Origin of the sequence: Methylorubrum aminovorans, from assembly GCF_022179725.1 — a bacterium.
Taxonomy (GTDB): domain Bacteria; phylum Pseudomonadota; class Alphaproteobacteria; order Rhizobiales; family Beijerinckiaceae; genus Methylobacterium; species Methylobacterium aminovorans.
The window spans coordinates 29,451-42,548 of sequence record NZ_BPRC01000034.1 but is presented as its reverse complement, the minus strand read 5'-3'; the positions used below and the strand labels follow the sequence as shown (position 1 = coordinate 42,548).

The 13,098-nt window shown below is 64.0% G+C and carries 10 protein-coding genes; 6 read left to right on the top strand and 4 right to left on the bottom strand.

Annotated elements, in window-relative coordinates; translation table 11 throughout:
- Positions 1-84 precede the first annotated feature (84 nt).
- The 3 genes from MFF24_RS25220 to MFF24_RS25210 form a co-directional block, all read right to left on the bottom strand.
- On the bottom strand, positions 85-3,339 hold the full coding sequence (locus MFF24_RS25220; protein WP_238228740.1) for an efflux RND transporter permease subunit: 3,255 nt from the start codon (positions 3,337-3,339) through the stop codon (positions 85-87).
- Positions 3,340-3,350: 11 nt separating this feature from the next.
- Positions 3,351-4,670, bottom strand: coding sequence for an efflux RND transporter periplasmic adaptor subunit (locus tag MFF24_RS25215; protein ID WP_238228739.1), 1,320 nt, complete (start codon positions 4,668-4,670; stop codon positions 3,351-3,353).
- Positions 4,671-4,816: 146 nt separating this feature from the next.
- Positions 4,817-5,173, bottom strand: a complete 357-nt coding sequence (locus tag MFF24_RS25210) for a hypothetical protein (protein WP_238228738.1) — start codon at positions 5,171-5,173, stop codon at positions 4,817-4,819.
- A gap of 66 nt (positions 5,174-5,239) precedes the next feature.
- On the opposite strand from MFF24_RS25210, the gene MFF24_RS25205 reads away from it, so the two are divergent.
- Positions 5,240-5,689, top strand: a complete 450-nt coding sequence (locus tag MFF24_RS25205; RefSeq protein WP_231347170.1) for a MerR family transcriptional regulator — start codon at positions 5,240-5,242, stop codon at positions 5,687-5,689.
- A gap of 583 nt (positions 5,690-6,272) precedes the next feature.
- Here the strand turns inward: MFF24_RS25205 and MFF24_RS25200 are convergent.
- Positions 6,273-6,692, bottom strand: a complete 420-nt coding sequence (locus MFF24_RS25200) for a hypothetical protein (RefSeq protein ID WP_137830747.1) — start codon at positions 6,690-6,692, stop codon at positions 6,273-6,275.
- A 295-nt stretch (positions 6,693-6,987) separates the two neighbouring features.
- On the opposite strand from MFF24_RS25200, the gene MFF24_RS25195 reads away from it, so the two are divergent.
- From MFF24_RS25195 to cap2-3, 5 genes are all read left to right on the top strand, one after another.
- A complete protein-coding gene (locus tag MFF24_RS25195; RefSeq protein WP_238228737.1) occupies positions 6,988-7,572 on the top strand; it encodes a recombinase family protein in 585 nt (194 codons plus the stop codon).
- A gap of 4 nt (positions 7,573-7,576) precedes the next feature.
- On the top strand, positions 7,577-8,017 hold the full coding sequence (locus tag MFF24_RS25190; RefSeq protein ID WP_238228736.1) for a hypothetical protein: 441 nt from the start codon (positions 7,577-7,579) through the stop codon (positions 8,015-8,017).
- A gap of 90 nt (positions 8,018-8,107) precedes the next feature.
- On the top strand, positions 8,108-9,292 hold the full coding sequence (locus tag MFF24_RS25185) for a patatin-like phospholipase family protein (protein ID WP_238228735.1): 1,185 nt from the start codon (positions 8,108-8,110) through the stop codon (positions 9,290-9,292).
- The gene (gene mblB / locus MFF24_RS25180; protein WP_238228734.1) at positions 9,273-10,499 is read left to right on the top strand and encodes an anti-phage 6A-MBL system MBL-fold protein; all 1,227 of its coding nucleotides are present in this window, start codon (positions 9,273-9,275) and stop codon (positions 10,497-10,499) included. The genes MFF24_RS25185 and mblB overlap by 20 nt, the downstream gene beginning before the upstream one ends.
- Before the next feature lies 1 nt (position 10,500).
- Positions 10,501-12,783 (top strand): anti-phage 6A-MBL system cap2_3 protein, encoded by a 2,283-nt coding sequence (gene cap2-3 / locus MFF24_RS25175; protein ID WP_238228733.1) that lies wholly within the window; start codon positions 10,501-10,503, stop codon positions 12,781-12,783.
- Positions 12,784-13,098 lie beyond the last annotated feature (315 nt).

Here is a 13,098-nt window from a genome sequence, read left to right as displayed (position 1 = left end):
GTCCGCCATGGTGTCTCCTTTCGTCAGTTGACCGGCAGCCTACGACCTGTAGTCGCTACAGGTTCAAGCAAAATCCGCAGCCCCTCACTCGGCGGCCTGTCGCAGGGGCACGTGCGGTTGCTCGGGCGCCAGCGGCTTGGCCGGCTGCTGCGGGGCCGGCCCGCCGAAGCGGGCGTAAAGCGCCGGCAGCACCACCAGCGTCAGCAGGGTCGCGCTGATCAGGCCGCCGATCACCACGGTGGCGAGGGGTTTCTGGACCTCGGCGCCGGTGCCGGTGGCCAGGGCCATCGGCACGAACCCGAGCGAGGCCACCAGGGCGGTCATCGCCACCGGGCGCAGGCGCACCATCGCGCCTTCCAGAATGGCCTCCCGGCGGGGTTTGCCCGCGGCAACCAGCTGCTTGATCGACGTCAGCATGACCAGGCCGTTGAGCACCGCGACGCCGGACAGGGCGATGAACCCCACCGCCGCCGGCACCGAAAACGGCATCCCGCGCAGCCACAGCGCCACGATCCCGCCGGTCAGCGCCAGCGGCACCGCGGAAAACACCAGCAGCGCATCCCGCGGCGAACCGAGCGCCGAGTAGAGCAGCAGGAAGATCAGCACGAAGCAGCCGGGCACCACGATCAGCAGGCGCTGACGGGCCGAGGCCAGGTTCTCGAACTGGCCGCCCCAGCTGACGTAGTAGCCCGGCGGCAGCTGGACCTCCTTGGCCACCCGCGCCTGCACGTCCGCGACCAGCGAGCCGATGTCCCGCTCGCGCACGTTGGCGGTGACCACTACCCGGCGCTTGCCGTTCTCGCGCGAGATCTGGTTCGGCCCCTCGGTCACCGAAAAGCTGGCGACCTGCTTGAGCAGCACCGAGGTGCCCCGCCCGGTCGGGCCGGGCGGCAGCGGCACCGGGATGTTTTCCAGCGCCTCGCGGTTCTCGCGCACCTGGTCGTTCAGGCGTACGACGATCGGAAAGCGCCGGTCCCCCTCAAAGACCATCCCGGCTTCCCGGCCGCCGATGGCGGCGCCGATCACCTCCTGAATGGTCGCCGTGCTCAGCCCCAGGCGGGCGGCCTCGGTCTTGTTGATCCGGATTTCCAGGAACGGCAGGCCGGACGTCTGCTCAACCTTGACGTCCTCGGCCCCGGGCGTGCCCTGCAGGATCGCGGCGATCTGCGCCGCGGCCCTGGTCATCGGCGCGAACTCGTCGCCAAACACCTTGATCGCCAGGTCACCACGGGCGCCGGCCAGCAGCTCATTAAAGCGCAGCTGGATCGGCTGCGAGAACTCGTAGACGTTGCCGGCCAGCTTGCCGACCGCGGCCTCGATCTGCTCCTGCAGCTCGGCCTTGGACAGCGACGGGTCGGGCCACTGGTCCTGGGGTTTGAGGATCACAAAGGCGTCGGACGAGTTGGGTGGCATCGGATCGGTCGCGACCTCCGCCGTGCCGGTTTTTGAGAACACGTAGGCGACCTGCGGGAAGCGGCTGACCACCTGCTCGATCCGCGCCTGCATCGCCTGCGACTGGCTTAGCGACGTAGACGGAATGCGCGTGGCGTTGAGGGCGATGTTCTTCTCATCCAGCGTCGGGATGAACTCCTGCCCCAGCCGGGTGAACAGCCCCCCGGCGCCGGCCAGCAGCACCAGCGCGCCCACCACAAACACCAGCGGCGCCCGCACCGCCCCGGCCAGCACCGGCCGGTAAAGCCGCTTGAGGCCGCGCACGAGCCGGTTGTCGTGCTCTTGCACGCGGCCGGTCAGCGCGATCGCGATCAGCGCCGGCACGAACGTCAGCGACAGCACGAACGCGGCGACCAGAGCGAGGATCACTGTCAGCGCCATCGGCTCGAACATCTTGCCCTCGACGCCGGTGAACGTCAGCAGCGGCACGTAGACCAGAATGATGATCGCCTGCCCGTAGAGGGACGGCTTGATCATTTCCTCGGCCGAGGCGCGCACCGTCGCCAGGCGTTCCTCCAGCGTCAGCCCGCGGCCGAGCGCCTGCTGGCGCTCCGCCAGGTGGCGCAGGCTGTTCTCGGCGATGATCACCGCGCCATCCACGATCAGCCCGAAATCCAGCGCGCCCAGGCTCATCAGGTTGGCCGAGATCTTGGCCTGCACCATGCCGGTCATGGTCAGCAGCATCGCCACCGGGATGACCAGCGCGGTGATCACCGCCGCCCGGAAATTCCCCAGCAGCAGGAACAGGATCAGGATCACCAGGCCGGCGCCTTCCAGCAGGTTTTTTGCGACGGTGTGCACCGTCGCCTCGACCAGCTGGGTCCGGTCGAGCACCGTCTGCACGACGATCCCCGGCGGCAGCGAGCGCCGGATCTCGGTCATGCGCGCATCGACGGCCGCGGCGACCGTGCGGCTGTTCTCGCCGATCAGCATCAGTGCGGTGCCGACCACGACCTCGCGGCCGTCCTCGCTCGCCGAGCCGGTACGCAGATCGCGCCCGATGCGCACCTCCGCCACATCGCTGATCCGCACCGGCACGCCGCCGCGGGTGGTCACCACCACGCTGCCGATCTCGTCCATGCTTTCCAGGCGGCCGGCGGCGCGGACCACGTAGCCTTCGCCGTTGTCCTCGAGGTAGCGGGCGCCCTGGTTGGCGTTGTTGGCTTCCAGCGCCCGCACCACGTCGCTGAACGACAGGTCGAGCGCGGTCAGCTTCGCCGGGTCCGGCTGGACGTGGTACTGCTTTTCAAAGCCGCCGATGCCGTCCACCCCGGCGACGCCGCGCACGGTCTTGATCTGCGGGCGGATGATCCATTCCTGCACGGTGCGCAGGTAGCTGGCCCGCTCGACCTCGGTGCCCAGGCGCTGGCCTTCCGGGGTCAGATAGCTGCCGTCCGGCTGCCAGCCCGGCTGGCCGGGCCGCACCGGCGACCGCTCGGCCGGCGTCGCGTAGCGCACGGTCCACATGTAGATCTCGCCGAGGCCGGTGGTGATCGGCCCCAGGCGCGGTTCAGCGCCCGGCGGCATCGCCCGCTCGGCCTCCTGCAGGCGTTCGCCGACCTGCTGGCGCGCAAAGTAGATGTCGGTTTTTTCCGAAAAGACCGCGGTGACCTGCGAGAACCCGTTGCGCGACAGCGAGCGCGTGTATTCCAGGCCCCGGATGCCCGCGAGGGCGTTTTCGATCGGGTAGGTGACCTGCTTCTCGATATCGAACGGCGACAGCGCGGGCGCCGTGGTGTTGATCTGCACCTGGTTGTTGGTGATGTCGGGCACCGCGTCGATCGGCAGGCGGCTGAGCGAATAGACGCCCAGCGCCGCGGCCAGCAGCGACAGCAGCACCACCAGCCAGCGCTGGTGCACGGAGAAATCAAGGACGCGGGAGATCATCGGCTGCACCCTCAGTCGTCGTGGTCGGCCTCGGCCTTGCCGAGTTCCGCCTTGAGCAAAAAGGTGTTGGCCACGGCGATCTCGTCGCCGGCGGCCAGGCCCTCGGTGACCTCGAACGCATCGTCGTCGGATCGGCCGACCTTGACCGCGCGCCGTTCAAAGCCCTCGTCGGTGCGCACGAAGGCGACCAGCTTGCCCTCGACCGTCTGCAGGGCGGTGCGCGGGACGCGCACCGGCACCGTTTCCTCGGCGATGGCCACCGCGGCGGTCACGAAGGTGCCCGGCCGCCAGGTCTGGTCCGGATTGGGCAGCGCGACGATCACGCGGGCGCTGCGCGTGTCCGCGTTCAGGAACGGGCTGATGAAGACCACCTGCCCCTCGGCGCGCAGGGTTTTTTCGTCGGTGCCGGTGCCGATGAGCACCTTGGCGCCCTCGGCCACATTGAGCAGCGCGGTGGTCGGCACCGCCAGCTCAACCCAGACCGTGGACAGGTCGGCGATGGTGTAGACGTCAGCCGGGTCGCCTTCGCTGCCGACCTTGGTGCCGACATCAACCTTGCGCTCAACAATCCGCCCGTCCATCGGCGCGCGCAGCGGAAACAGCCGCAGGCTCGACTGGTTGGGCGTGGCTTCGTCCCGCTTGGCCGCCGCGGCCACCTCGGCGGCGTTGAGGCCAAGGGCCGAGAGTTTCTGGCGGGCCAGATCGAGGCGCAGCTGGCTTTCCTGGTAGGTCGCCCGCGCCTGGTCGAACGACACCTGCGCGGTGGCCTGGCTGCTGATCAGCTTCTGCTGCCGCTCGAAGTTGATCTTCTGCAGCTCGGCCTGCACGCCGGCGGTCAGGAAGTCGCTTTTGGCGTCCGCCACCTCGCGGCTGTCGAGCACGGCGACCACATCGCCCTTCTGCACCTTGTCGCCCAGGCGCTTGCGCATCTCGGCGACGGTGCCGACCACCCGCGCCGGCACGCGCACCAGGCGGTCGGCATCTGGGGTGACCGTGCCGGGCACCACCAGGTGCCGGGACAGGGTGCCGCCAGCGACGGACGCCGTGCCGATCTCCTGGCTGGTGATCTGCTCGGCGGTCATGTGGATCTCACCGGCCTCGCCGTGTTCCTTGCCCTCCCCTTCCTCGCCGGTGTGGCCGTGCGCGGCGGGCTTGGCCGGCTGGTCGTGGTCGTCGTCGTCGGGTTTGGCGGCCGGCGTGGACGGAGCCGCCGGAGCCGGCCCGAGGCCGAGGCGGGCGAGCGCGCCTTGAGTGTGCGTGGCGATGCCCGGCACCGCACCACCGATCGCGATGCCGGCGGCCAGAACAGGAAGAAGGAGAAGAGCGCGCATGGAGGATGTGTCTTGCGGGACGCCAGCCCGGGACGCCCTGGGGCGCCGAGGGGTTGGACCGTTCCCTTGTGGTGAGCGGATCAGAACAGGGCCGCGCAGGCCTCAACAGGCTCTGCGCCGGCGCCACGCCGCATGGCGTGGTCAGCTCAGGCGCGTGGCGGACGCAGCAGGCCTTCGGTGCTGATCGAAACCACCTGCTGCGCGGTCGGCCGGTAGGTCACCCGGACGGGTGCCGGCGGCATGAAGGAAACCGGGGTGACCGGGCAGGCGGCCTGGTGACAGCCGCAGTGGTGGTGGCAGAGCAGGCAGACATCGCCCTCCCCGGCCGCGGCGGGCTGGTCAGCGCTCAGGCTGAGAGTGGCGACGGCCGCCGGATGGGACTGGTGGGCCGCCTCAACAGGGACCGGGCCGACCACCGCCAGCACGAACGCAAACACCAGCGCCTGGACCAGTGCGGTCCAGTGCCAGGCGCGGCGCGTTCTCTGCCGGGGGGCGGCAGCCATTCTCAAAATCCTTGTCTCATTGCTCTCGACGTTACATCCTGTAGCCACTACAGGAGCAAGCGCATTTTGATCCCGATCGGCGAGCTGTCGCGGCGTACCGGCGTCCACATTGAAACTATCCGCTTCTATGAGCGGTCCGGTGTGCTGCCGGAAGCACAGCGCAGCGAGAGCGGGCGCCGCCTGTATGGCGACGCAGACGTGCGGCGGCTGACGTTCATCCGCCATGCCCGCCAGCTCGGGTTCGAGCTGGACGCCATCCGCACCATGCTCGCCCTGCAGGAGCAGCCGGACGCCTCCTGCGGCACCGTGGATGCGCTGGCCCGCCAGCAGCTGGTCGCCGTGGATGCGCGGATTGCGCAGCTAACGGCGCTCAGGGGCGAACTGACCCGGATGATCGACACCTGTGCGGGCGGCAGCGTCGGCGCCTGCCGGATCATCGAGGCGCTGGCGGAGCCCACGGCCCTGTCGCCGGCCACAGCCGAGCCGTGTTCACCATCCTGCGCCGCCGCGTCTTGATCCACCGATCAGGGGTAGGCGCAGGATGGCGTCGCCCCTGGCACTGCGACGGCAACCGAGCCACCCGTCCCGAGGTGGGCTTAGTAAGCGGAGCAGCCTGAGTTGCAACACCAATCTTGCCGAGGAAAGCTGATCTGGCGGGCCTCCTGAATAAACCGCCGAAAATCCAGCTATAGTTCAGCCTTGCAACGATGTATTCGGTGATAAAGTCTGAAACGATCTCTTTTATCTGGTTCCGCGTAGCTTATCTCTATTGGTGCGTTAGGCGCGGGCGGCCGACACCGCTCAGGGCAACCACCGAGGAGACCATGGAAGTTAGCGACTGGATCAACCTCGCCGGCGTCGCGATCGCCGGCGGTTCGTGCACGATCGCCGGCGTGCAGCTGTGGCTCACCGCGCGGCGGCGGCGGCGGAACAGCTAATAAGGCAGAGGGCCACCCTTGCGGGTGGCCCTCCTCATTCGTGGCCCGACAGCCACGCTGAAACGGAACCTTTCAACCACCGAGGTTGAAAGAAAAAGGTTCCAAGAGCATTCAGCGCTTCGCGGAGCACCGCGTCAAATACAATCTGTTGTATAGCTTGCTTATTTATTTGGAATATTTATGGTAACGCTGCCGTCGTCGTTCAGGCGCATAAAGTTGCAGCGGATCAGTTCCAGAAACAGCACCTCGCGCATCACGGCGCCGTTGTTGTTCCTGACGGTATGCCCGTTCTTCCCCTCGGCCTTCTTGGCCGCCCGCGTGATCTTCAGGCCTTTGGCCGTCCTGAAGAACCCTTCGTGCTCGTCGTTGACGGTGAAATCGTCCTGGTAGTTGTCCTGATAGAAATCCGGATCCTGGATCTGCGACGTGATCGACTGAAAGCCGGAGGCCAAAATGGTCGGCGAGTGTGTGGCCACCAGCTGGGACCAGACCAGTCGTGGATCCTGACCCTTGTAATGCTCGACCAGCAGCCGCTTCAAAGCGTCCTGCATCCGTCCAGGAATATTGATACGGAGCTGCATTGGGGGACCGGCGGCGGTGAGATCGTTAGCCGGAGTTGGATAAGTTAAAGCAGTAAGCGGAGCAACGCCCGTAACGGGTCGGTTAGGCGTTGGCCCACAAAAAATTGTGGATCAAAGCCCGAGCTAAGCCGTAACCCCTTGACCGATGCTTCTACGGTCCATGTGCAAAAAACGACCGTTTTCTGCATATAGAGGCGAGCGCCCTCCCCTGGCACTCGAAACAGCCCCGTTTGCGTGAAGAAAATATGTGAAGAAAACTATTGTGCGAAAAACGGTATTTTCGTACAATCTTCACATGCTGATCGGCTACGCGCGCGTTTCGACCGAGGACCAGAACCTGGATCTGCAGCGCGATGCCCTGAAGGCCGCCGGCTGCACCCGGATTTTTGAGGAGAAGGAGAGCGGGCGCGCCGGCACGAAGCGCCCGGCCCTCGAGGGTGCGTTGGACTTCCTGCGCACCGAGGACCAGCTGGTAGTCTGGAAGATCGACCGCCTCGGCCGCTCCCTGCGCGAAATGCTCGACACCGCGCACATGCTGCAGGAGCGCGGCGTGAAGCTGCGCTCCCTCACCGAGCAGGTGGACACCGAGACCGCCACCGGCCGGATGATGTTCAACTTCCTCGGCACCATCGCCGAGTATTTCCTGGATCTGAACCGCGAGCGGACCCACGCCGGCCTCAAGGCCGCCCTGGCCCGCGGCCGCAAGGGCGGACGCCCGCGCCGGCTGTCTGACGCCGACCTGGCCGCCGGCCGGGCGATGATCGACGCCGGCACCATCCCGATCGCCGAGATCGCCAAGCGCCTCGGCGTCTCTGCGCGGACCTTCTACACCTACTTCCCGCAGGCACGCGCGCGCAGCCAGGCGCGCCCGGAGGGCTGACGCGATGCCGATCCGCCCGGAGAACCGCTTCTTTTACCCCATCGACTGGGCGCAGCTGTCCAACGTGATCCGCTTCGGCCGGGCCAAGGGCTGTTGCGAGGGCTGTGGCCGGCCGCACGGGCAGCTGGTGTTCCATCTGGGGGATGGCCGCTGGTGGGATGCGGCGGCGCAGACTTGGCGCAGCAGCCGGGGCCGGCCCCTTAAGCTGGCGCCGCTGGAATGCCTGCCCGCCGGCACGGTGATCGAGACCACGCAGGTCTATCTCGCCTGCGCCCACCTCGACCACGATCCCGGCAACAATGACCCGAAGAACCTCAAAGCGCTCTGCCAGCGCTGCCACATCCTGCACGACCGGGCCGAGCACCTGCGCCAGCGCTGGTTCACCTACCGGAACAGGAAGGCGCTAGGCGACCTGTTCCTCGGTCCCTACCCGTTCAGATACTGAATTCAATGACAACATTGGTTTGTAGTTCAGCAATCTGAATGACGCGCATTCTCTATTGCTAGTAATGCCGCCCTCGGTAAGGTGAAGAGCATGCAGAAAGATCTCGGTATTATCGGGTTGGCGTTGTCCGGAGGCGGATCGCGCGCCATTGCCTTTCATCTCGGATGCTTACGCGCACTGCATCAACTCGGCTTGCTGGAGCGGGTCGCTGTCATTTCAACGATTTCCGGCGGTAGTGTTATCGGTGCTGCCTACAAGGCTCACCAAGGATCTTTCGAGGAATTCGACGCAACAATCCAGCAGCTGCTTAGAAGAGGCTTATCCAAAGCCATGGCAAGGCAATTATTCGGACTGCTGGGTTTGAGGATCATCGGAGCTTGGCTGATTACCAGCACACTGGCCTTGGTGTTGGCAGCTATCCGTATGGTTGTGACGGTTGTCTCATGGCTGGTGCCGATCGAGATCAAGGTACTGAATAGATTACGGGAAATCCGCTCGCCAGTTTTGCGGTTTGCCAGTCGGACATCACTGTTGGAACAGGCGTTAAACACGCTCATCTTTCGTGGCGTGCGGCTTCAGGAATTGTCGGCTGCAGGACCAGACCTGGTGGTCAACGCAACCGAGCTGCGGACAGGCAGTGCATTTCGGTTCGCGCGACGCGAGAGCGGCAGCTGGCGTCTCGGCAGACTTGTGAACAATGATGTGACGCTTGCCCATGCGGTCGCTGCCTCGGCTGCCTACCCACTGTTCCTGCCGGCATTCGATGAAGTTCATACCTTCGAGAAACAGGGAGCCACGTCCAGTCAGCGTATCAACCTGACAGACGGCGGCGTCTACGATAATCTCGGCCTATCAAATTTCTGGCCTGGCCGTTCTGCAGACGTCAGTCTGAACGTGACCAAAATCGATACGATCATCTGTTGTTCGGCCGGCTACGGCCTCCGACAGGACCCCCCGTCCCAATTTTTGCTCGCTCGGATGGTCAGTGCGATCAATGTTACTTTCGATCGGGCACAGAACGCGTCAATTGCCCGGCTATATGAACTTAAAGAGGCGGGTAAGATCGCTAATTTTATCCTGCCGTATCTCGGTCAGCGAGATGGACAACTGGTGGATCCGCCAGCTGACCTTGTGCCGCGCGAGGCCGCCCATATCTATCCAACTAACTTCAACGCCATGCCTCAGGACTGGATCGACCGGCTGAGCCGCCGAGGCGAGCAGCTCACGCTCCTATTGGCCGCGCAGAACCTGGGATATGTTCGACCACAAGCCTAACGGTGCGCAGCAGTCTCCAGCTGGCAGCCTTGCTCGCCCTATCTGTACCCGATATGTTCTGGGCAGCTTGAGGGTGGTGGATATGGTCAGCCTAACATTTTTTAATTTGGATAATGCGGATACCTGCCGCATCAATCTCAGAGACGAACAGCGTATGCTGATCGACTATGCGGACCGCCTGTGCCGCACGGACAGGTTTGACAAGCGCTCCGATCTGCCGAAGCTGCTGAAAGACGATCTGGCATTAGCGAAAACTGATACATACAAGGTTGTTGCGTTCACGCACCTGGATGATGATCATACTCAGGGGGCAGGAGAATTCTTCTGGTTCGATCATGATAAGACCCGACAGGGCAAGGATCGAAAGAAGATTGGCACGCTCTGGGTGCCGGCGTGCGTGCTCTATGAAACCAAGCTGAAAGATGATGGAAAAATCATCCAAAAAGAAGCGCGCCATCGCCTGATCGAAGGATACGGCATTGTCGTATTTTCGCGCCCGGAGCGCGTGCAAGAGTGGCTGGCCAGTCAGGGATTGACGGTCGCGTCGCGCAAGGATTTCTTTGTTGATGCCGGCAAGCTGGTGCCGGGGTTCACGCTCGGCGCCGACGGTGTTGAGTTCTTCGCTCACTCACCGCACGCGACGCGGACTAACGAGAACAAAATCATCGATCGCAACGGTGACAGTCTCGTGTTTCAGGCGCGGTTCCAAGAGGGTGGCGTCAACACCGACGTGCTGTTTGCTGCTGACGTCAACCATGAGGTGTTGGCGGAAATTGTTGATATTACCAAGTACCATAAGAATGAGGATCGCCTCCATTGGAACGTGTACAAGCTTCCGCATCACTGTTCCTACACGGCGATCGGCCCTGAGAAGGGTGAAGACAAGACTGAGCCGAACCCGCAGGTAAAATGGCTCTGCGAAACCCAGGGTGAAAAGCTCGGGTACATCGTGTCACCCAGCAAGCCGCTGCCGGTCAAAAACTCGGATGAGGACCGGGATGTGCAGCCCCCGCACCGGGAGGCCGCGAACTATTACAAGCAGGATGTTATCCGGCCCGAGCGGTTGCTGGTCACCATGGCAGAGCCCAACGAGGCGAACCCCAAGCCGGTGGTAATTGAGATCGGACGGGATGGCGCCACCAAGAAGACGATTGCTGCAGCAACCGTCGCGTCGGTGGTTAGCCCCACTGCTCCACGGGCCGGTTAGCATGGACGCCCAGGCATGGTTTGCCGAACGGTTCACAGAAACCATCTCTCCCGATGGACTTACCAAGCCGCGGGCTCGACAGCTCGCGGCCCTCATAACCACCGGCGGCTACGATGGCGCTCTGCTGCTGGAGTGCCGTCGCGAACCTGACAGCGGCCACGAGGTCCTGATCCTCAAGGTCCTGGTGCCGTTGGGCCAGCGCGCGTTGGTCAACACCATCGAGCCGGACGAGCCGATGGCTGTGCTGATCGGGCGCGATGATCTCCTGCCGCACGCTTACCCGCTGCGACCGGACTTCCCGGCCCATGTCCCCCATTTCAATGTTGCTTTGCCGGGCCAACCACGCTCGCTCTGCCTGTACGAAACACCGGCCGACGAAGTGCGGCGCACGTACACCGCCATCGGGTTTGTCGAACGTATCCGTTGGTGGCTGGCCGAAACCGCCTATGGCCGGTTGCATGGCGATGCCCAACCGCTGGATCCTCTGTTTCAGCAGGCTGGCCTGACCCTGATCCTCCCTCCCGGCGACATCGAGCCTGGCACGCTTTGCGTTGCAACCCGGGTGAGTGACCGCTTGAACAGCCCCGTTCGGCTTGTCGAGGTTACTCAGGAAAACGTACCTCGGCTGCAGGACGAGAAGGGCCTGCACGCAGTGATATTCCTGCGGAGCCAGCCGGTGGAGCATGGACGTGTCCGCGACATCCCTTTCGATATGGCGCACCTCGTCGGCGTCTATCAGGACATCGGTGCGGACATCTCTGACGCACTCAAGGCTGCGCTGCTCGCAATCTACAACTCCACGCACGCCAAGTTCCTGCTTGATCAACCGTTGATCCTGATCATCGCAACGCCGCTTATGCGCGCTGGCGGTGGTGTGGAGGCTAAGACGGTCAGGGCCTTCATCACCCAAGACGTCACGTCCGGTGATCTCGCCATCAAACTGGGCATTCTTCTCAAGGAGAAGGGCCTGTGGGGGCGTCCTCTCCTGATGCAGCCCGAGGTTCAGGACCTCGCTGCCGTTAGCTTGATCCCGGCGGACATCCACGAGCCATTTGACCGGGCCCGAGCACAGCTCGCGTCCGGTTCTCCTGTCAACGAAGCGGTTCCGACGGCGCTGCTGGGTGCAGGTGCGCTGGGCTCGCAGATTGCTTTCTTCGCCGGTCGCGGGGGCTACGGTTTCAGGATCATCGTCGATAATGACTATCTGCTGCCGCACAACCTCGCCCGGCACGCTCTTGGCCCGGAGTATGTTGCGTGGAGCAAGGCCGTGGCTGTCGGCCGGGAGCTCAACTACCTTTTGGGCGACGGAACGGCCGAGGCCATTCACGACGATATCCTCTACCCATCCGAAGGAGGTCGCTGGCCGGCGGCCCTTGGTGAGATGCGGCGGGTCATCGACGCGTCTGCATCGGTTCCTGTGGCGCGCTGGCTGGCCTGTGATGCGGTCCGTGAGGCCCAAGCGGCATCCTGCTTCCTGAACCCGTCCGGGCGCGACGCTGTGGTTCTCATCGAGGGTTCAGGGCGATCGCCGCGTCTCGATCATCTTGAGATGAGCTACTACCGGCACTTGGTTGGCGACGCTGGGCTTGCTGGCCACCTGTCGCCGGGAGAGGTGGCCCTGTACGTCGGAGGCTGCCGCAATCCGAGCGTGAAGATCCCCCAGACCCAGGTTGCAGCCCTAACCGGCTGTGTTGTCGAAGCGCTGTGCCGCCGGTCCTGGCCGGACACCGGCGGGATTTATGTCTGGCGTTCTGGGGAGGGCCTGACCGGGATCACGTACCATGCCTTCGACGGTGAGCCCTACGAGCAGGCCCAGGTTGGCGAGTGGACCGTCTGGGTTCGTCGCGGCCTGTTGGGCGAGATGGCCGAGGCGCGTCAGCGGGCCGGCAAGCTTGAGACGGGCGGAATTTTGGTTGGGACATGGGATCGCGACCGCAAGATTGCCTACGTCGTCAATCACTACGATCCGCCGCCCGACAGTATCCATGAGCCAACAGGGTTCATTCGCGGCACGGTTGGCGTCTACGAAACAATTGTCGATATTCATGCCAAAACGGCAGACAACCTTACATACATCGGCGAGTGGCATACCCACCCCGTGGGCTATGGCACTCAACCAAGCCGCGATGATGAAAGGCTGCTCTGGTGGATCCACGATGCGCTACGTTGGTCGGACGCACCGGCCCTAATTCTGATCGTGGGTGACGACGGTGCGCGCCTCGTACTCAAGGACGAAGCGGACCATTATGCGGAAGCTCTGGTGGACGGCTTTGCTCCCGCCTGAGCGTTTGTCGCTGCAGGGGCAGCATGACCTCTGCTTGGCACCCGTCTGAAGTCTGTATGGTGTATTGCACACCCCACACCAGCTTGTACGTACCTAGAAACATACGAACATACGAACGTACACGACCCGTATGGCACCTGCGTTCGTAAGCCCAAGAGCAGTAAGCGATACTGTATGACAACGATGGACAGTGCAGGCGGCCACAGGGACTGGGCCCAGCCTGCAAAGCGCAAACAAAAGCCGCCCTTATCAGGCGGCTTTTTCGTAAGAAGGTGTCAGCCTAAAACAGCTAACTGCAGAAGAATATTTGCTTAA

Coding starts and splice junctions, on each gene's coding strand:
- MFF24_RS25220 (WP_238228740.1), bottom strand. CDS start 3,339: ATGATCTCCCGCGTCCTTGATTTCTCCGTGCACCAGCGCTGGCTGGTG.
- MFF24_RS25215 (WP_238228739.1), bottom strand. CDS start 4,670: ATGCGCGCTCTTCTCCTTCTTCCTGTTCTGGCCGCCGGCATCGCGATC.
- MFF24_RS25210 (WP_238228738.1), bottom strand. CDS start 5,173: ATGGCTGCCGCCCCCCGGCAGAGAACGCGCCGCGCCTGGCACTGGACC.
- MFF24_RS25200 (WP_137830747.1), bottom strand. CDS start 6,692: ATGCAGCTCCGTATCAATATTCCTGGACGGATGCAGGACGCTTTGAAG.
- MFF24_RS25195 (WP_238228737.1), top strand. CDS start 6,988: ATGCTGATCGGCTACGCGCGCGTTTCGACCGAGGACCAGAACCTGGAT.
- MFF24_RS25190 (WP_238228736.1), top strand. CDS start 7,577: ATGCCGATCCGCCCGGAGAACCGCTTCTTTTACCCCATCGACTGGGCG.
- MFF24_RS25185 (WP_238228735.1), top strand. CDS start 8,108: ATGCAGAAAGATCTCGGTATTATCGGGTTGGCGTTGTCCGGAGGCGGA.
- mblB (WP_238228734.1), top strand. CDS start 9,273: ATGTTCGACCACAAGCCTAACGGTGCGCAGCAGTCTCCAGCTGGCAGC.
- cap2-3 (WP_238228733.1), top strand. CDS start 10,501: ATGGACGCCCAGGCATGGTTTGCCGAACGGTTCACAGAAACCATCTCT.